The sequence below is a fragment of the Akkermansiaceae bacterium genome (assembly GCA_017798145.1).
In the GTDB taxonomy this organism is placed as follows: Bacteria; Verrucomicrobiota; Verrucomicrobiia; order Verrucomicrobiales; family Akkermansiaceae; genus Luteolibacter.
The window spans coordinates 1,060,926-1,079,119 of sequence record CP059069.1 but is presented as its reverse complement, the minus strand read 5'-3'; the positions used below and the strand labels follow the sequence as shown (position 1 = coordinate 1,079,119).

Here is an 18,194-nt window from a genome sequence, read left to right as displayed (position 1 = left end):
CTATCCAAACCGGAATTCAAGATGTCTGGCAATCATACCCACGGCTCCGGCCATCGTCACCGGTGCGGATGCCTCCGCCTCGATGCAGGTCATGGAAACCCCATCCAGCCCGCACGGGGTTATCGAAAGGAACGGTGGCAGCGACTCGCGGGTCACGTTGATCGCAAAGCCGTGCATGGAGACCCATTTTCGCACGCCGACCCCGATGGAGGCGAGTTTCCTGTCCTCAACCCACACCCCGGTCATCCCCACGCGGCGACCGGCCTGCACGCCGAGATCTGCGCAGGCGGAAATGAGTGCGTCCTCAATGAGGCGGAGGTGGAGATGGAGATCACGCCCGCGCGGGTTGAGGTCGAGTATGGGATAGCCGACGAGCTGGCCAGGTCCGTGGTAGGTGGCTTGGCCTCCACGGTTCGTCTCGAATACGGGGTGCGGCAGGCTGGCGGCGGCACGCAGCGAGGATTGGTCGCGGAGGCGGCCTATGGTGTAAACCGGTTCATGCTCTAACAGGAATATCGTGTCATTGCCCTCGCCGGAGAGGATGGCTTCGACAGCCTTTTCCTGAAGCGTGAGGCCGTGGGCATAGGATACCGGCTCCGGGATGGTGCGTATCTCCGGCATCATTGCGTGACCTTGGTGATGGCGGAGTTTTCCTCGCCGTGACTGAACTCCCTGTCCAGCGGCATCCCGGGAGGCTGCGCGGGCGGGCTTGCGCATGATGCGGCGGCAACGCAGGCCATGCAGAGGAAGAGGAATTTCATCTGCCCTGATTTGCCGGGAATCCCATCTCACGGGCAAGCAGAAAGCGGGATCTCATTTCCTGCGGAAAACCGCAACCCACTCCTTCCCTTCCCGTCCGGGGTAGGCACGCTCCGGAATCCAGCCGTGCTCGCGGTCGAACCATTCCGCAAAGCGGGCTTCGATTTCCGTGGCCGTCGAGTTGAAAGGCGGCCCCTGGTTTTCCTCGCCGGGGCCTTGGGGTGTGAGGAAAAACACGCCGATGAGGCGACCGCCGGGCGCGATGAGATTCGCACAGGCCCGGGCGTAATCATCGCGCCGTGAGGGATCGATCGCGCAGAAGCAGGTATGCTCCCAGAGGGCGGAAAACGACCTGCCTTCCTGCCAACCGGGATGGAGGAAATCCGCGAGCTCGTAGGTTTCCGCACCGGCTTTGGGATGTGATTCGGCGGCCGCAATCGCAAGCGGGGCCAGATCAACGCCAACCGATGGCAGGCCAGATGCGGCGAGCGCCCGGACATCGTGGCCGGAGCCGCAGCCTGGCACGAGCACCGGGCCATCGCCCCAGATTTCGGCGCCGAGTTTTCCCAAAGCTTCCAGCAAGGGCGGTGCGGCCTCACCCTTTTCCCAAGGGGTGTCGCCGGTTTCGTAACGCGCGTTCCAGTCCGTCATGGGTCGAAACTAGCCCTCCATTCCCGTAGGTCAAACCAAGCTGCGATCCGGTGGCCGCGATGCGATCTGCAAGAACCGGCTCCGACAGGATGTAATGCCGGGATGCTCATGAAATCCCTCGCCCACCTTCTTGTTGCCGGCATGTTGGCGCTGCTTGCACGCGCAGGGGAAAAGTCCGGCCACCTGTTCATCCTTTCCGGCCAGTCCAACATGACGGGCAGCCTGAGGAAAGGTTTCACCGACAGGGTCGCCGGGTCTTTGGGTGAGGATGAGGTCATGATCGTCCAATGCTCTCGCGCCGGGCGCGGCATACGCTTTTGGGTCGCGGACTATGCGCCGCCCGAAGGCCATGAATTGCAAGGCAGGCTCACGGGTGGCAACGGCGAGGAATTCCTGCGGCTGGCCAAGGCGGTGCGAGACAGCTGCGATGCGCGCACCTTCAAGACCGTCACCTTGATCTGGATGCAGGGCGAGTCGGATGCCAGCCGTGATCTGGGCGCGGCCTACGGGCGAAGCTTCATCACGCTCACGGGCCGCCTCAAAAAAGAGCTCGGCATCGAAGAGATGCATTTCGTGATCGGCCGCATCAGCGATTACGGCCTGCATGGAGACGCGGCCGAGGGCTGGAAGCGCATGCGCGCGGTGCAACAGAAGATCGCGGAAGACGATCCCCTCGGATCATGGATCGACACCGACGACCTCAACGGCGGAGATGCAGCCAAGCCCGAGGGAGATCTCCACTATCCAAGCGGAGAATCCGTCAAGCTGGGCGAGCGATTCGGGGAGGCGGCACTCAGGCAACTGGCGGATGCAAAGGCTAGATAGAGGCCGTTTTGGCGCGTGGAATGGCTCATCGGAAACATGTGGGAACCCATCACTTCATGAAGCATGGGAGATGCGTGTGTTTTTTCCCCGTGATAGGATCGGCGCACCCTCGGCGTTCCCGGAGGAAACCGCCGTGTACATTCGCAGTGCTTCACCGTATCTGCGGCGAAGCATAACCGAACGAAACGACCCAATGAAAAAATCATGCATGCCCGAATCCAAGCCCCTACGGCAGGTCTTTTCCGCCTTATTCTGCGCCGCCCTTGCCGGAAGCATCCCCACGGCAGCGCAGGCCGCCGATCCCTACTCGGGCATGCTTGAAGCCTTGCGTTCCGAGATCAGTGCGAAACTGCCCCGATTCAACGACGCCTCCCGCGCGGGCATCGAAGGAGCCAAGGACTCCAAGGCGCGGGTCGAGGCCGCCAGAAAGCTGCCTGAGTTGGACAAGTTCCTCGCCAGCGATGCCCTCGATGCAAAGCTGGCGAAATTCGTCATCCTCCATGAAGCCACGCCCGCCGGACTGGCTGAATTCGCCGCCAAGGGAGCCGAGCAGAGGAGATCAATCGATGCCCTGCTGGCAGACGACCAACTGATGCTTCAGATGGCCATCGCCGACGGTGCGCGCCCAGTGCATGGCCGCGATTCGGAACCGGCCAACTATGGCCGCGCGATGGGAATTTACACCGCAATCCAGAAAGCCAGTCCCAAGGCCAAGGAGGGAGTGTTGCAGCGCCTGGCCTTGGCGGTCAGCCTGGAATTCAGCGAACCGCTTGGGAACGACGGGACAGAAGACGCTCCCGCCAAACCCGATCCCATCGATCCGGTGAAACGCTACCTGCATTTCGAGAAGGCCTACCAGGCCGGTGAGCTGGATGCGAACTTCGACCGCCTGGGCATCTGGGACCTCCGCTTTGTCGTCTGCGCCCCGGAAGGCGACGAGGCTCTCGCCTGGGGGCGTGAAATGCTGCGCAACTACCGGCCCGATCATATTTTCACCGAGAACGAGGGCTGGCGTTATGCGAACCTCGTCAACACCGATGTCCGCTACGGATCCATCGACGTCGGAAAGGACCGGCCCGAACTGATGGGGCCACAGAACATCCTCATGAATGGGGGGATCTGCGGGCGCCGTTCGTTCTTCGCGCGCTTCATCTGCCGCGCTTTTGGGATTCCCGCCACCGCGCGTCCCAGCACCGGCCACGGAGCCTCGGCACGATGGACGCCGCAAGGTTGGGTCGTTGTCCTCGGCCCGGGCTGGGGTAGTGGCAAGTCCACCACCCGCTACCGCACCGACCGCGATTTCCTCGCCACCACCCAAGCGCGCGCCCGCGCAAACGAATTTCTCAAGGTGAAGCGTGCCTATTGGATCGGCGATGCCATGGGAGAGAAAAGTTGCTACACGGAGTTCGACCCGAAGGCCGCCCCCGCCTTCTGGAATGCCGTCGCGCTGGCCACCCAGAGGAGTATCATCGAGAAATCCGGGGCGGTGACACCCGATGCCGTCGGTGCGGATCTCGGCGAGGCCGACGGCAAGAGCGACGCCGGGGAAAGCAAGCCCATCCCTCCCGATGCCCGCCAGATCACCCGGGGCGAAGACGGCACCATCACCATTCCGGCGGCGGCCTGCGCGCAAGCCACGGGCGACAGCGAGGATGTGATTGCCATGGAGAGCTTCGGCGGCGGGATGCAGGTGTTCCTGCCGCGCTTCCTCCAGCAGAAGCCGATCCTGGTGAGGGGCGGATCCTTGCGCCATGAGGCTTCCCTGTGTGAGTCCGCGACACGCCATTGGAGGGGCGCGCGTCCGAAAAAATCCAAGGATCTGCGCGGCTTCAGGGTCGCGGTGACGCCGGACGGTGAACGGGCCGAAAAGGAATTCGCGGTCGAACTGGCGGACGGCGTGGCGATGGAGTTCGTTTACATCCCACCGGGGAGGTTCCTCATGGGAGGCGACCTCAGGGAAAAGCAAGGCGACGTTCTCGCCAACACCCCGAGACATGATGTGACCCTCACCAAGGGCTTCTACCTCGGAAGATACGAGGTAACCCAGGCTCAATACGAGGCGGTCATGGGCAAGGCACAGGGAAGCATGGGCAGCGGCCCGGATTATCCGGCGGACGGAGTGAAACCTTACAACGCCCTGCTGTTCTGTGAGCATCTCTCCGCGATGATCGGCTTGGAAGCGCGCCTGCCGAGCGAGGCCGAGTGGGAATACGCGGCCCGCGCAGGCACCGGCACCCGCTGGTTCTTCGGCGACGAACCCTCGAAGCTCGGGGAATACGCCTGGTTCAATGGCAACGCGGGAGGAAAGTCCCATCCGGTCGGCCGGAAAAAACCCAACCCCTGGGGGCTACACGACATCTATGGCAACGTCGCGGAGTTCGTCCGCGACGAACACTCGGAGGATTACTACGCGAACAGCCCCGGGATCGATCCGGCAGGGCCGCTGCTGGGAACCCATTCGGAAATGGATTACACGATCGAGGTGCCCAAGGCCGGCACCTATACGCTGACCGCCAAGGTGGCCACCTCGAATGTCGGACAGTCGCTCCAGCTTTCCGTCAATGAGGACAAGTCCCCCACCACCATCGCGCTGCCCTTCACGATCGGGTTGTGGGCAGAGAGCGAGCCGGTCACGCTGAACCTCAGGCAGGGCAAGAACATCCTGCACTTCTGGCGCGATCAAGCCCCGCAGTTTGGCGTGGCTCTTAAGTTTTTCATCCTGATGCCGCCGGGCAAAAATTAGGCTCGGTCATGGACATTACCGTGACCGGTCGATAGGACTTTTCAAAACCACCCTCAATGAATCCCATGACACGCCTTTTCCATATCACATCCATCTGTTTCTTCATCGGGGCTCTCACGGCCACCGCCGAAGACGGACCCGGCAAGCCGAACATCATCCTCATCATGTCCGATGACATGGGATACTCGGACATAGGCTGCTACGGCGGTGAAATCGAGACTCCAACGCTCGACCGCCTAGCGGCGAACGGCCTGCGCTTCACCCGCTTCTACAACACCGGCCGCTGTTGCCCGACCCGCGCCTCTCTCCTGACCGGGCTATACGCCCACCAGGCGGGCATCGGCGAGATGACCAACGACGGAGGCCAGCGCGGATACCGGGGCGACCTGTCGCGCAACGCGGTCACCATCGCCGAGGCGCTCAAGCCCGCCGGCTACCGCAGTTACATGGCGGGCAAATGGCACGTGACCAAGCAGCTCAAGCCTGAGGGCGACAAGAGCAACTGGCCTTTGCAGCGCGGCTTCGACCGCTTCTACGGCACCATCATCGGTGCCGGTAGTTTCTTCGATCCCTGGACGCTCACACGCGGCAACGACGCGATCACTCCCGAAAACGACGAGGAATACCAGCCGAAGGAATACTACTACACCGATGCGATCAGCGACCACGCTTCCCGTTACGTCCGCGAGCATTCCAAGGATCATGCGGGAAAACCCTTCTTCATGTATGTCTCCTACACCGCCGCACACTGGCCGATGCATGCCCTCGAAAAGGACATCGCCAAATACAAGGGCCGCTATGACGCCGGATACGAGGCGATCCGCGAGGCACGTTACGAAAAGATGAAGGCGCTCGGAGTCATCGGCGACTGGAAGCTGAGCCCCGCGGACGCTTCGTGGAAAGCGGTGGATGAGTCCGAACGGGCGTGGGAGCTGCGCTGCATGGAGGTTTATGCGGCCATGGTCGACTCGATGGATCAGGGCATCGGCCGCATCGTCGAATCCCTTCAAGCCACCGGCCAGCTCGACAACACGCTGATCCTGTATCTTCAGGATAACGGGGGTTGCGCCGAGGCCAACGGTCGCAAGACCCCGAAGCGCCCGCTGCCGGACGACATCGTCCCGATGGGGAAAGACGAGCTCCAGACCATGATGGTCCCCCAGAGATCCCGCGACGGTCGCCCGGTGCGCACCGGTCCGGGGGAAATGCCCGGCCCAGCCGACACCTACATCGCCTACGGCCGCAACTGGGCCAGCGTCTCCAACACCCCGTTCCGCGAATACAAGAGCAGCAACCACGAGGGCGGCATCGCCACCCCGCTCATCGCCCATTGGCCCAAGGGCATCGCCGCCCGCAACGAACTGCGCCACGAGCCGGGTCACCTGGTCGATCTCATGGCCACCTGTATCGAGCTCTCCGGTCAGGAGTATCCCGCACGCTTCGCCGATCACGACATCCTGCCGATGGAGGGCCGCAGCCTGGCAGGCGGTTTCGCCGCCGACCGCACGGAGGAGCGGGTTTTGCTCTTCGAGCACTTCGGCAAGGCCGCGATCCGCAAGGGGCCGTGGAAACTGGTGCGCGCAGGGGAAACTCGGCCGTGGGAACTTTACGCAATCGAGGACGACCGCTCCGAACTCAACGATCTCAGCAAAACCCACCCGGAGAAAGTGCGCGAGCTGGCCGATCTCTGGGAAAAGGAGGCCGAGCGGACCTTCATCTATCCGAAGCCCGCCGGAAAAAAGAAACGTTGAGCCACTTTTCCCCCAAAGATACCAAAAGCCATGAAACCCCATCCCATCTTCGCCGCCACCTTCGCCTGGGTTTACGCATTCATCGGCGCGTCTGCAGCCGAGCCGTCGCTTGAGCCCTCTGTCGCCGGGCCATTCCGTGACAACGGCGTGCTTCAGCAAAACATCAAGCTGCCCGTATGGGGGCATACGCTTCCCGGTGCGAAGGTGACCGTAGGCTTCGACGGGAAATCCGCCACGGCCACCGCGGATGCCGAAGGGCGGTGGCGCCTCCTGCTCGAGCCTTTGACCGCCGTGCCCCTCAAGTCGGTCAACGACTCGCCGGAGGGCAAGACGATGACGGTGGTCTGCGCGAAGGACGGCGAGCAGGCCACCAAGCAAATCCGCAACCTGCTCGTCGGCGACGTGTGGCTTTGCGCGGGCCAGTCAAACATGGCGGGTCGCATGAAAACCGGCAGGGGCGCGCACCATCCCGCGGACTCGCTCGACAAGGCCGACTACCCCGCGCTGCGCCTGCTGGGCGAGGATGCCTGGCTTGTCTGCTCGCCGGAGACGGCCCCGAACTTCGGCAAGGTGGCCTTCTTTTTCGCTCGCCGCCTGCAGCAGGACGCCCTGATCCCGATTGGCCTGATGACCCGCGCGGTTGGCGGCTCGAACATCGAGAGCTGGCTCAACGAACCGCCTTATCCCACTGGCAAACATTACACCGAACTGCTGGAACCCTTGGTCGGTTACGGCATCCGCGGAGCCGTCTGGTATCAGGGAGAGAGCAACATGAAGGACGGCCGCGCCTATCACCCGAAACTCAAATCCCTCATCCTCGGATGGCGCAAGGCCTGGGGACAGGGCGACTTCCCGGTCCACTACGTCCAGTTGCCGGGTCTCGGCGAATCGACCACCGAAAACCCCGCAGGCGGTGACGGCCGGGCCGAGATCCGTCAGGCCTATGTGGAAACCCTCGCACTGCCCCACACCGGCATGGCGGTCACCCTCGACGTCGGTACCAAGGGCGAACACCCGCCGAACAAATACGACACCGGCGACCGGCTGGCCCGATCCGTCCTCAACAAGGTCTATGGCATGAAGAAAATCACCGCCTGCCCGCTTTACAAAAGCCATGAGATCGAGGGGAAAACGATCCGCGTTTCGTTCACCGATGATGCGGAGGTGGGCCTGATGGTCGCGAAGAAGGCGGAAGGTTTGCCGGACGGCTTCCTGCCAGCTGTTCCCACCCCGGACGCAAAGCTCCAGTGGCTGTCGATCCAGGACGCCGACGGCGCATGGCACTGGGCCGATGGCAGGATCGACGGCTCCGAACTCATCGTCTCGGCCGGGGGCGTGGAGAAGCCGATCGCCGTGCGTTACGCCTACACGGGCCAGCCCCTCGGACACCTGCTCTACAACACCGACGCCATGCCCGTCGGGCCATTCACCACCTGCGGGTATGACCGCCAAACCCCACCCATCGGAAAATGACCCGTTCATTCTTTTTGCTGGCCTGCCTCCTCCTCGGTGCCATTCCGGCTTTCATCGGCTCCGCCAAAGCTGATAGCCCTCATTCCAAGCCGAACATCATTTTCGTGGTCGCCGACGACATGGGCTTCATGGACACGGGCTACAGCGGCAACCCCATCGTCAAAACCCCTCACCTCGACCGCATGGCGGCGGAGGGATTGCGGTTCGATTACTTCTATTCGGCCGCCGGAACCTGCTCTCCGGGGCGCATGGCGATCCTGACAGGACGCACCCCGCTGCGCGCACGCATGGTCACGACAGTGGGCGCGATGCAGGAGGGGGAGGTCACGGTGGCAGCCGCGCTCCAGACCGCCGGCTACGAGACCGGCCACTTCGGCAAATGGGGTCTGGGCCGTGACGGCACCCACCCTCTGAAGGTCGGATTCGATGAGGCCGTATGGAGCAAAAACTACTTCGACCTTGGTGCTGCATTCTTCGTGGGCGACAGCGACAAGCAGGATGAGGCACCGATCAAGACCACCGGCGACACGTCGGTGGCCATCATTGAGATCGCGCTCGATTTCATCGGGAAACGCGCGGAACGCGGCCAGCCCTTCTTCGCCCAAATCTGCTTCGGTTCGCCGCACGCCCCTCACCAAGCCGCTGAGGAATTCAAGAAGCTCTATCCCGATCTCCCCGAAGCGGAACAGAACCTGTGGGGCGAGATCTCGGGGCTCGACGCCGCCGTCGGCAAGCTGCGCGGAGAACTGAAGCGGCTCGGCATCGCCGAGAATACCCTGCTCTGGTTCGTCAGCGACAATGGCGGGATCTCAGACACTTCCGGCATTGAGAAAAAGGGACGCATCGGCGCGCGCACCATCGGACTGATTGATTGGCCACGGAAAATCCCCAGGCCCATGCGCTCGGATGTGCCGGTCTGCCATATCGACATGTATCCCACCGTGCTGGACGTCGCCGGCGTCAGCATGGGGCACCAGCCGGTGATCGACGGTGTGAGCATCGTCCCGCTGTTCGATGGCAGGATGGAGAGCCGCCCCAAACCGCTGGGCTTCGCCTCTGGCCGCTACGCTGGCAAGAGCGAGCCCCCCTCATGTGAGATCCTGAATTCGGCATGGATCGACGGTCGCCACATCCTGCGGCTCGACGCACCCAGCAAGCGGCGCAGGGAGGAATCCGTGACGCTCTACGACATAGTGGATGACCCCGGCCAGGAAAAGGACATCGCGGGCGGGCATCCGCAGGAAGTGGGGAAAATGCTCAAGGAGCTCAAGGCCTGGCAAGAGGGCGTCAAGGCGAGCTTCGCGGGAAAGGACTACCTGCGGTGAAACGATAGCGATTCGCCGACGAAGCATTCAGGAAACATGGCATGTGCCAGACGGTTTGTTCCGTCTTCCCGGCGAGATTTTTGAAAGTGACCGTTGGGTCTTGGAATGGCAGAGGAATTCTTTCTGTGGAGGCGAGTGGCAAAGGTCAGACCAGCCTGCGGTCGAGCAGCTTCGCGCGGATCGGATCGGATGCCTGAAGGTGGGCGAGGGCTATGGCGAGTGCATCCGCGGCATCCGGTGGAGGGGTTTCCGAAAGCCCTAACAGGGCTCTGACCATGAACGCGACCTGCGATTTGTCCGCCGTGCCTTTCCCGACGACGGCCATCTTGATTTTCCGCGGGGCGTATTCGTACACGGGCAGGCCATGGTCGGCGGCGGCGATCAACGCGGCGGCGCGGGCCGCACCCATCGAGATCGCCGTGCGGTGGGACTGTACGTAGATGATTCCCTCCACCGCCACCTCGTCGGGCTGGTGCTTGGCGATTAGGTGCACGAGGTGGGTGCGGATCGCGGAAAGCGCGGCGGATTGCGGGATGGACTGCGGGATGGAGATCACATCGTAGCCGAGTACGGACGGTTTGCGCGGATCGCCCTCCAGGATGGCGTATCCGGTGTTGCGGACGGCGGGGTCTATGGCGAGGACGCGCATGAAGGGAGTTAGGCGGGATGATGCCTTCCATGGAAGCGGCAAATCCATCGCTGCAAACGCTTTTCATGGTTGTCAGGGCGCTTGGGAAAATGGATGCTGCCCCCGGTGAAAATCTTTTCCCTGATAGCTGCGCTCATGGCGGTGTTTGCCGGTGCGCTTGCGGCGCAAATGCTTTCCGATGCAGACATCCCTCCCCGGCCATCCTCCGGATTGTCCGACAATGGCGGGGTGCTTGGGAAAGATCCCGCAGCCCGCCAGCGCATCATCGAGATCATCCGCGATCTGGAAGCGCGCCATGGCTACCGCCTCTTCGTGATCCTGGAGCGCGTCCTGATCTCCACATCGCCCAACGACCTCGCTTCGCAGCTCCAGCAGGAATGGCTGCCCGACGGCGGCGGGCTGGTCATCGTCTTCGAGTCCGATACCCGCAGGCTCGGCTTCGGGCGCGGTCTGGATGCCAGTGAAGGACTGGTCGAAAACAAGGCGGGAGTCCCCGCCTACGAACTGGTCGCGAACATCTCGCAGGTGCTCCAGGATGCCGAGCCGGAAAAGGACCCCGAGCTCTATGTGGAGAAGCTCGTCTCCGGGATAGGTGAGAACCTCCAGGGATATTTCGCGCGCAAGGAAGCACCCGTCGATGGCAGCCGCTCGCTCAAGCTGGCGCTCATCACCATCGGTGCGCTCTCACTGCTGGCGCTATGCGGCATGGGGCTCGGGTGGCTCATGGGAAGATCCGAAAAAAGGAGATTCCAGAAACGGGTTTTCCCATCCGTGGCGGTGCCCGAAAGGCTCGCCGCACCCTATGGCGGGGGCGGGGGGGGGCACGGCAGCTTCGGCACCGGCGGTCGATAAATTTGAAATACGATTGGGGTTTTGGCGCGGCGGATGCTAATCCTTTCGCCAGACCCCAAAACCCTTCCAATCATGTTCAAAGGCTACGCCTCCGATAAGTTCTACGACGAAATGTTCGCCCCTGACGGCAGCGTCAGGCCGCACTGCGAGCCCCTGTTCGGCAAATTCCAGCAGATTGAGACCGACGATTTCCTCTCCCGGAAAGCGACCAGCGAGCTGTATTTCATGCGCCAGGGCATCACCTTCAACGTCTATCACGACAACCAGGGATCCGAGCGCATCTTCCCCTTTGATCCCGTCCCGCGCGTCATCCCCGCCGACGAGTGGGAGCTCATCGAGGCCGGCCTCACCCAGCGAATCGCCGCGCTCAACCTTTTCCTCAACGACATCTACCACGACCAGGAAATCCTCAAGGACGGGGTCATCCCGCGCTTCTACATCGAGGAGGCGAAAAGCTTCCGCAAGGAATTCCGCGGCGTCGATGTGCCGAAGGACATCTACATCCAGATCTGCGGCAGCGATCTCATCCGCGGCGCGGACGGCACCTACTATGTCCTCGAGGACAACGCCCGCTGCCCCTCCGGAGCCTCCTACCTCCTGGAAAACCGCAACGCACTCAAGCGTGCCTTCCCCGCACTTTTCGACTCCCTCGGCGTCCGCCCGGTCGATTCCTACCCGCGCGACCTGCTCAACATGCTCCACCACATCTCGCCCCGCCGCGAGGGCGATCCGGTCTGCGTGCTGCTCACCCCCGGCTGCTTCAACAGCGCCTATTTCGAGCACTGCTACCTCGCCAGGAAAATGGGCATCGAGATCGTCGAGGGCCGCGACCTCGTGGTGAAGGACAAGTTCGTCTACATGCGCACGACGAAAGGCCTCGTCCGCGTCGATGTCATCTACCGCCGCATCGACGACGACTTCATCGATCCCGTCGTCTTCCGCAAGGACTCCGTGCTCGGCGTCCCCGGCCTTATGAACGCCTACATGGCCGGCAACGTCGCCCTCGCCAACGCCGTCGGAACCGGCATCGCCGATGACAAGGTGATCTACTATTTCGTCCCCAAGATGATCGAATACTACCTCGGCGAGAAACCCATCCTGCCGAACGTCCCCACCTTCCTGCCCTCCGAGGAAAAGGACATGGATTACGTCATGAAAAACCTTCCCGAGCTGGTGGTGAAAGCCGCCAACGAATCCGGCGGCTACGGCATGCTCATGGGGCCGACCGCCTCCAAGGAGGAGATCGAGACATTCCGCGGACTCATCAAGGCCGATCCGCGCAACTACATCGCCCAGCCCGTCATCTCCCTCTCCCAGTCTCCCACCTGGTGCGATGGCGCCATGGAGGGCCGCCACATCGACCTACGCCCCTACATCATCAACGGCGAGACCGTGAAAATCGTCCCCGGCGGCCTTACCCGCGTCGCCCTCAAGAAAGGCTCACTCGTTGTCAACTCCTCCCAGGGAGGCGGCTCCAAGGACACCTGGGTGCTCAAATAAATCCAAAACACACGACCCCATGCTTTCCCGCGTAGCCAACACCCTTTACTGGATGATGAGATATGTCGAACGCGCCGATAACCTCGCACGGCTCATCGATGTCAACGAACAGCTCCTCCTCGACTTCGAGAGCCTCGACAGCGAGCGCCTGAGCGGCTTCTGGCAGCCCATCATCCTGAGCACCGGCGACGAATCCGCCTTCAGCGAGCTTTATGACGAGGCAAGCAGCGACAACGTCATCAGCTTCCTCACCGAGGACACACGCAACCCGAACAGCATCTTCTCCTGCATAGGCTTCGCCCGCGAGAACGCCCGCACCATCCGAGACCAGATTTCCGACGAGCTGTGGGAGGAGCTCAACGCCATCTACCTCTTCACCCGTTCCGACGAGGCGCTCCAGCTGCTCAGGGAAAACCCGCCCCGCTTCTACGAGGAGGTCCGCCGCTCCTCGATGACCGTGCTGGGCATCTCCGTCTCCACCACCGCCCGCGATGCCGTCTGGGATTTCATGACCCTCGGACGCTACCTCGAACGGGCCGACAAGACCACACGCTTCCTCGACATCTCCACCTATTTCCCGAAAGGCGCGGAGGGCATGGATCAGAGCGGCGTGGGCGTGCTCCACTGGTCCGCCATCCTCAGCTCCTGTGGCGCGATGGGAGCATTCCGCGCCACCGGCCTGGAAATCAACGGACGCACCGTGATGGAATACCTGCTCTATTCCCCGGACTTCCCCCGCTCCCTCCGATACTGCATCAACAAGATCAACGCCACCCTCCACCGCATCTCCGGCGCAAGCCACGGCTCCTTCTCCACCGAGGCCGAGCGCGAAACCGGCAAGATGCTTGCCGGCCTCAGCTTCGGCGATCCGGCGGACGTCCTCGAAATGGGCCTCCACCAATACCTCGATGGGGTCCAGTCAACCCTCAACAAGATCGCCGAGGAGGTTTTCAAGACGTATGTCCTCGTCCCCGAGGAGCTTCCCGTGCCGGAAGCCTGGGAGGAAACCACCGGTGCCAAAGAAACCAAGCAACCCCTGCAACAGCAGCAGAGACCGTGAGCCGACCCACCGACAGGGAATCCGGGGGCGCGAAATTTTCGGTCAGGCACAGGACGGAATTCCACTACAGCAACTGGATCACCGGCAACGCGAACACCCTCCACCTTGAGCCGAGGGATTTCCTTTTCCAGAAAACCCTCGGCTCTGTGGTCAAGGTCATGCCACCCACACGCCTGAACCGCTCCACAGACCTCTTCGGGAACATCACCCACGCCTTCGAGATCGGCACCCAGCACCGGCGCATGGTGGTTGAAAGCCAGATCCGCGTCATCAACCTGCCCCTCCATATCCCCAACGACGGCTACTCCGGAGGCATGGGTTTCTTCAGATCCCCGGGAATCGTCGAGCGCTGCCACTCCTACCTGCATGAAAGCCGCTGGGTTTCCCTCAACCCGGAGATCTGGAAAGCCGCCGTCGATGTCACCGCCACCGAGGATGCCGTTTTCGGAAAAGCCGCCGCCATCATGCGCTGGATTAATTCCGAGTTCTGCTACGAGCCCGGCATCACCGATGCCGAAACCCACCTCGAGACCGCCTTCGCGCTCCGCAAGGGCGTCTGCCAGGACTTCGCCCACATCATGCTGGGCATGTGCCGCAGCGTCGGCATCCCCGCGCGCTACGCATCCGGCTACATCTTCACCGGAGGAAAAAACGAACTCGTCGGCGCCCAGGCATCCCATGCATGGTGCGAGGTCTATCTCCCGGAGACCGGCTGGATCGGCTTCGACCCCACCAACGCAGTCCTCGCGGACCACCGCTACATCAAGATCGCCGTCGGCAGGGACTACGGCGATGTCGCCCCCATCCTAGGCCGCTACAAAGGCTCCGCCGAATGCACGATGGAGGTCTCTGTTTCAGTGGAAAGGATCTGAATCCACCCGGCGGAGCGGATCATCGCCTTGAGCCCAGCCATCTTACCCAAAACGGGGATTGGGATGGAGGTCTGACACGGCGCAGCTGGACGGGCGGGAAAGCCAATCCTTTCCAAGGACGATCACGGCCGAAGGCTTTTTGGAGCCGCCCTTGAAAACACCGCCAAAAAAGGGAACGCCGCTTCGTGCGATCCCGGGATTATTTTTTCGGAAGGGCTGATTTCCGGGTTGCCAAGCTCCCGATGCTTCGCGTATCTTCCCGCGCCCCGGGCATCAGCCTCGGGTAGGTGCGGGTTAGCCCTCAAAAGCCTTATAGTGTAATGGTAACACCCCGGATTTTGATTCCGTTATTCTAGGTTCGAATCCTAGTAAGGCTACTCTTCTCAGAGATCGTTGATGGAACCGAAGTCCGGCGAGAACAAGCGCTTGTAGGTTCTTGCCGCATATCCATCGGTCATCCCCGCGAGATAATCGCACACCAGCCGCGCCCGCGCCGTCCCATCCCCTGCGGCCTCGATCTCGGAGACGGTCTCTTCGGGCAGGAGCTGGAAATCCTGGCCGTCTATGCTCTCGCCACGGACGTAGCGCGCCTCCAGGAGCTCCCACAGCTGCCGCAGCATCCGGGAACCCTTGTGCTCCAGCTGCTTGAGCTGCGGGGATAGGAAAACCACATCATAGGCGAGTCTCTTGAAGAGGGCGGATTCGGCTTTCACGGAGGCATCGATGACCAGTCGGTAGCCATAGCGGTTGCTGGCGCCGGAAAGGAAATTCTCGTCCCGCTCCAGCCGCGTCGAGCGGATATAGCCGCCGATCCGTTTCCCGATGAAAGGGTCGACCCGCTGTTTCCTGATCGCCTGGATCAGTTCTCCGAGCGGCGTATCCGGGCCATTGTCAACTTGGTTGCGCCCTGCCCATGCCTCGATCCGTTCAATATGCAGGAAGCCGGCGCGAATGCTGTCGGAGAGGTCGTTGAGCGAGTAGGCTGTGTCGTCCGCCCAGTCCATGATCTGGCATTCGATGGATTTGAACGCGTCGCGCGGTTTTCCGGGTGAAAGCTCGGACGGGAAACCATTTCCACCCAATGCCCATCCGAGGAACGAGTCCTGCGAGTCGTAGATGAAATGGTTTTCCGGAGGGCTGCCTGCGGAGGCGAGTTCCGTCCAAAGCGTCTTGTATTTCAGGATCCCGTCAAGGAATGCGCGGGACGGATCCATTCCCGTATGCCTTGCGGAAAAAATCCGCTCAGTGAGCAGGCGCAGCGTCTGCGCATTGCCCTCGAAGCCTCCGTGGCCGGCCATCAGGTGGTTCAGCGTCCTTTCCCCGGCGTGCCCGAAGGGCGGGTGCCCCAGGTCATGGGAGAGGCAGATGGCCTCGATGAGATCCGTATCGATGTGGAAGCTCTCCGAGAGCAGCGAACCATCCATCTTGAGAAGCCACGCGCAGATGGACTTCCCGATCTGAGCGACCTCCAGCGAGTGGGTCAGGCGGGTGCGGTAGAAATCGTATTCGCCCGACCAGAAGACCTGGGTCTTGTTCTGCAGGCGCCGGAAGGTCGGGGTGTGGAGGACGCGGTCGCGGTCGATCTGGAAGGCCGTTCGGAAATCCCCGGCATCGGATCTGCCTGAAAGGCGCTCGGTATCGAAGTGGCCGTAGAATTCGTTCCCCATGGGCGAGTCTGCCAAGCATGGCTTGCGGGTTTCAAGGGAAGAGTTTTGGGAAATCGGATGCACGGCCCTCGGCCGGGGTTGCGGCCTGGCCCGGGATCTGCTATGTGGATAGTGATGGTAACGAAGCAGGTGATCAGGGCGGCATCGGGTTGGTTGGAGCTGGGTATGCCGGACGATGCGCTGGAGGAGCTCAACGGCCTCAGCGGCGAGGACAGGCAGGGGAGGAAAGTCCTCGAACTGGAACTTGCGGCGCAGATGGCGAAGGGCAGCTGGGCTGGCGCTTCATCGACGGCGCGGCAGCTTTGCGGGCAGGCTGCGGATGAGCCTGATTTTTTCCTCAGCGCCGCCTATTGCCTCCATGAGGCCGGCGAAACCGAAGAGGCCAGGCAACTGCTTTCCGGCGGGCCGGAGGTCTTGCGGGAGTTCCCCGTCTACCATTACAACATGGCCTGCTACCTCTGGACGCTGGGCGAGGGCGATTCGGCGAAGGAGCATCTGGACAAGGCCATTGCCATGGACGAGGGCTTCCTCGACGCGGCGAAGACTGACAGGGATCTCGTGGGCATGGAATTCTGATTGCCCGAATGCGCTTTGACACCGCAGTGGTCCTTTGGCAGCTTGCTGCGATGCAACCGCTCCACATCGAGGAATCCATCGCCGCGATCCTGCGCCGCGATGACCGCTATGACGCGCAGGCCTACCTTTTCCTCAAATCATCGCTGGATTTCACCCTCAAACGCTTCCTCGACGGGAATGGCGGGCAGATGCGGCATGTCAGCGGCAAGGAACTCTTGGAAGGTTTCCGCGACCATGCCCTTGAACAGTTCGGCCCCTTGGCCGGCACCCTGATGGATGAGTGGGGCATCAAGGAATGCCGCGATGTCGGTAACATGGTCTTCCTGATGATCGAGGAACAGGTCTTCGGAAAACAGGAGTCCGACAAGCCGGAGGATTTTGAAAAGGTCTTCGATTTCCGCAAGGCGATGCGCGATCCTTTCCTGCCTTCCGGAAAACGCCTGCAAGGCAAGTCGCATCCGGTGGGCAAGCGTTGATTGATCAGCGTGTCGGCTCTTCATCCGCCCGCGGCGTGATCGCAGGGGCTGGCATGGGCGGCGGGACATTGGGCGGGGGAGGGGGCATCCACTTGGGAGCCTTTGGCGTGAGATCGGAATTCCACGCAAGGTAGGTCAGAAGCAGCACGCCGGCGAGGCTGCCGAAGCCGCAGGTGAAGGCTGCGGCCATGCCGATGATGAAGGGTGCAAGGCCGAGGATGATGAGTAAGACGGCGGAGGGCTTGAGCTCGAAGTTCATCGTTGCCAGGCGCAGCCGCGAGCGGGCGACGAGCAAGCCGATGACGGCGTAGCAGGCGACGACGCAGAGGGCGGAAATGTGGTAGAAAAGGTTCCCCAGCCAGGCATAGCCGGATGTCTTGCTCATGTTCAGCGTCACCGCACCGCCTATCATTCCGGCTCCGCCGCCTGCCAATGCGGAAAATGCGTAGAGCGCGAAGACTCCGAGCCTTGCCGCCAGGTTGCCGAAGCCCGAGGCCGCGATCGCCCCGGCAGCAACCACGGCGGCGAGGCCGATGACGGAGGCAGCGCTGGCCAGCTCCTGGAACCACTCGATGCCGCCGATGAAATAGCGGATGATGATGTAGGGCAGCAGGCTGGTGAAGGTCAGCGCGCTCAAGCCCCAGAGCATGATGAATTTCCCGGAGACAACCTGCCAACGGCTCAGCGTGGTGAGCAGGAGCAGCTCGTGGTTCCCTTCCTCGGTTTCCTGCGGCATCAGGAAAAATCCCGCCATCGGCATCAGCACACCGCAGACCGCCATCGCCACCCACCAAAACGGGCTGACATCATCCGGATCCCATGCGAAGACCGCTTTCACACCTCCGCCTCCATGCCCCACCCCGAGCTGGAATTCCGCATAGATCGCCAGCGTGGCGAAGATGTGGATGCAGATGAAGGGATAGACGAAGCTGGTGCGCCGCAGGCTCTGGCGGAGCTCCTTGATCGTCATCGGCCCGAATCGCTCCGGCAGATCGCTATGCTCGCTGGTTGCCAC

General features: G+C 62.2%; 17 protein-coding genes and 1 tRNA gene. 12 read left to right on the top strand and 6 right to left on the bottom strand.

The genetic code is table 11. From position 1 onward, the window contains the following. Genes lipB through HZ994_04515 form a run of 3 tightly spaced genes read right to left on the bottom strand, consistent with a single transcriptional unit; the run spans window position 1 to window position 1,410 of the window. Window positions 1–621, bottom strand: coding sequence for a lipoyl(octanoyl) transferase LipB (gene lipB, locus HZ994_04525; protein ID QTN34317.1), 621 nt, complete (start codon window positions 619–621; stop codon window positions 1–3). Then, entirely contained in the window at window positions 621–761 is a 141-nt protein-coding gene (locus HZ994_04520; protein QTN31618.1) for a hypothetical protein, read from the bottom strand. Before HZ994_04520 ends, lipB begins: the two co-directional genes overlap by 1 nt. Before the next feature lie 52 nt (window positions 762–813). Next, a complete protein-coding gene (locus tag HZ994_04515; protein QTN31617.1) occupies window positions 814–1,410 on the bottom strand; it encodes a methyltransferase domain-containing protein in 597 nt (198 codons plus the stop codon). A 108-nt stretch (window positions 1,411–1,518) separates the two neighbouring features. Here HZ994_04515 and HZ994_04510 point away from each other — a divergent pair, with 108 nt between their 5' ends. The 5 genes from HZ994_04510 to HZ994_04490 all read left to right on the top strand — a co-directional run bounded on the left by HZ994_04510 (window position 1,519) and on the right by HZ994_04490 (window position 9,527). Beyond that, window positions 1,519–2,235 (top strand): hypothetical protein, encoded by a 717-nt coding sequence (locus tag HZ994_04510; GenBank protein ID QTN31616.1) that lies wholly within the window; start codon window positions 1,519–1,521, stop codon window positions 2,233–2,235. Between the two features lie 193 nt (window positions 2,236–2,428). Continuing rightward, complete coding sequence (locus HZ994_04505; GenBank protein QTN31615.1) at window positions 2,429–4,978, top strand: SUMF1/EgtB/PvdO family nonheme iron enzyme; 2,550 nt, start codon at window positions 2,429–2,431, stop codon at window positions 4,976–4,978. 65 nt (window positions 4,979–5,043) lie between these two features. Further along, window positions 5,044–6,729: a sulfatase-like hydrolase/transferase gene (locus HZ994_04500; protein QTN31614.1), complete on the top strand. Its 1,686-nt coding sequence runs from the start codon at window positions 5,044–5,046 to the stop codon at window positions 6,727–6,729. Window positions 6,730–6,759: 30 nt separating this feature from the next. Next, on the top strand, window positions 6,760–8,202 hold the full coding sequence (locus tag HZ994_04495) for a hypothetical protein (protein QTN31613.1): 1,443 nt from the start codon (window positions 6,760–6,762) through the stop codon (window positions 8,200–8,202). Next, the gene (locus HZ994_04490) at window positions 8,199–9,527 is read left to right on the top strand and encodes a sulfatase-like hydrolase/transferase (protein QTN31612.1); all 1,329 of its coding nucleotides are present in this window, start codon (window positions 8,199–8,201) and stop codon (window positions 9,525–9,527) included. Before HZ994_04495 ends, HZ994_04490 begins: the two co-directional genes overlap by 4 nt. A gap of 145 nt (window positions 9,528–9,672) precedes the next feature. Here HZ994_04490 and ruvC read toward each other — a convergent pair whose 3' ends face one another. After that, on the bottom strand, window positions 9,673–10,176 hold the full coding sequence (gene ruvC, locus HZ994_04485) for a crossover junction endodeoxyribonuclease RuvC (GenBank protein ID QTN31611.1): 504 nt from the start codon (window positions 10,174–10,176) through the stop codon (window positions 9,673–9,675). A gap of 105 nt (window positions 10,177–10,281) precedes the next feature. On the opposite strand from ruvC, the gene HZ994_04480 reads away from it, so the two are divergent. The 5 genes from HZ994_04480 to HZ994_04460 all read left to right on the top strand — a co-directional run bounded on the left by HZ994_04480 (window position 10,282) and on the right by HZ994_04460 (window position 14,837). After that, window positions 10,282–11,028, top strand: a complete 747-nt coding sequence (locus HZ994_04480; protein QTN31610.1) for a TPM domain-containing protein — start codon at window positions 10,282–10,284, stop codon at window positions 11,026–11,028. A gap of 72 nt (window positions 11,029–11,100) precedes the next feature. Next, window positions 11,101–12,528: a circularly permuted type 2 ATP-grasp protein gene (locus HZ994_04475; protein QTN31609.1), complete on the top strand. Its 1,428-nt coding sequence runs from the start codon at window positions 11,101–11,103 to the stop codon at window positions 12,526–12,528. Window positions 12,529–12,547: 19 nt separating this feature from the next. Further along, window positions 12,548–13,588, top strand: a complete 1,041-nt coding sequence (locus HZ994_04470; GenBank protein QTN31608.1) for an alpha-E domain-containing protein — start codon at window positions 12,548–12,550, stop codon at window positions 13,586–13,588. Further along, on the top strand, window positions 13,585–14,460 hold the full coding sequence (locus HZ994_04465; protein ID QTN31607.1) for a transglutaminase family protein: 876 nt from the start codon (window positions 13,585–13,587) through the stop codon (window positions 14,458–14,460). The genes HZ994_04470 and HZ994_04465 overlap by 4 nt, the downstream gene beginning before the upstream one ends. 306 nt (window positions 14,461–14,766) lie before the next feature. Further along, window positions 14,767–14,837: transfer RNA gene (locus HZ994_04460), tRNA-Gln, on the top strand. Window positions 14,838–14,843: 6 nt separating this feature from the next. Here HZ994_04460 and dgt read toward each other — a convergent pair. Further along, the gene (dgt, locus tag HZ994_04455; GenBank protein ID QTN31606.1) at window positions 14,844–16,127 is read right to left on the bottom strand and encodes a dNTP triphosphohydrolase; all 1,284 of its coding nucleotides are present in this window, start codon (window positions 16,125–16,127) and stop codon (window positions 14,844–14,846) included. Window positions 16,128–16,241: 114 nt separating this feature from the next. Between dgt and HZ994_04450 the strand changes: the two genes are divergently transcribed. Continuing rightward, window positions 16,242–16,703 carry a tetratricopeptide repeat protein gene (locus HZ994_04450; GenBank protein QTN31605.1) on the top strand — a complete coding sequence of 154 codons (462 nt, stop codon included), beginning with the start codon at window positions 16,242–16,244 and terminating at the stop codon, window positions 16,701–16,703. Between the two features lie 50 nt (window positions 16,704–16,753). Then, complete coding sequence (locus HZ994_04445; GenBank protein ID QTN31604.1) at window positions 16,754–17,179, top strand: hypothetical protein; 426 nt, start codon at window positions 16,754–16,756, stop codon at window positions 17,177–17,179. A gap of 4 nt (window positions 17,180–17,183) precedes the next feature. On the opposite strand, the gene HZ994_04440 is transcribed toward HZ994_04445, so the two are convergent. Further along, the gene (locus tag HZ994_04440) at window positions 17,184–18,194 is read right to left on the bottom strand and encodes a hypothetical protein (protein ID QTN31603.1); all 1,011 of its coding nucleotides are present in this window, start codon (window positions 18,192–18,194) and stop codon (window positions 17,184–17,186) included.

Bases quoted from the DNA above. Each gene is read 5' to 3' on its own strand.
- HZ994_04470 (QTN31608.1), top strand. From the start codon at position 12,548: ATGCTTTCCCGCGTAGCCAACACCCTTTACTGGATGATGAGATATGTC.
- HZ994_04475 (QTN31609.1), top strand. From the start codon at position 11,101: ATGTTCAAAGGCTACGCCTCCGATAAGTTCTACGACGAAATGTTCGCC.
- ruvC (QTN31611.1), bottom strand. From the start codon at position 10,176: ATGCGCGTCCTCGCCATAGACCCCGCCGTCCGCAACACCGGATACGCC.
- HZ994_04500 (QTN31614.1), top strand. From the start codon at position 5,044: ATGACACGCCTTTTCCATATCACATCCATCTGTTTCTTCATCGGGGCT.
- HZ994_04445 (QTN31604.1), top strand. From the start codon at position 16,754: ATGCAACCGCTCCACATCGAGGAATCCATCGCCGCGATCCTGCGCCGC.
- HZ994_04450 (QTN31605.1), top strand. From the start codon at position 16,242: ATGGTAACGAAGCAGGTGATCAGGGCGGCATCGGGTTGGTTGGAGCTG.
- dgt (QTN31606.1), bottom strand. From the start codon at position 16,127: ATGGGGAACGAATTCTACGGCCACTTCGATACCGAGCGCCTTTCAGGC.
- HZ994_04520 (QTN31618.1), bottom strand. From the start codon at position 761: ATGAAATTCCTCTTCCTCTGCATGGCCTGCGTTGCCGCCGCATCATGC.
- HZ994_04515 (QTN31617.1), bottom strand. From the start codon at position 1,410: ATGACGGACTGGAACGCGCGTTACGAAACCGGCGACACCCCTTGGGAA.
- HZ994_04490 (QTN31612.1), top strand. From the start codon at position 8,199: ATGACCCGTTCATTCTTTTTGCTGGCCTGCCTCCTCCTCGGTGCCATT.
- HZ994_04505 (QTN31615.1), top strand. From the start codon at position 2,429: ATGAAAAAATCATGCATGCCCGAATCCAAGCCCCTACGGCAGGTCTTT.
- HZ994_04495 (QTN31613.1), top strand. From the start codon at position 6,760: ATGAAACCCCATCCCATCTTCGCCGCCACCTTCGCCTGGGTTTACGCA.
- HZ994_04510 (QTN31616.1), top strand. From the start codon at position 1,519: ATGAAATCCCTCGCCCACCTTCTTGTTGCCGGCATGTTGGCGCTGCTT.
- lipB (QTN34317.1), bottom strand. From the start codon at position 621: ATGCCGGAGATACGCACCATCCCGGAGCCGGTATCCTATGCCCACGGC.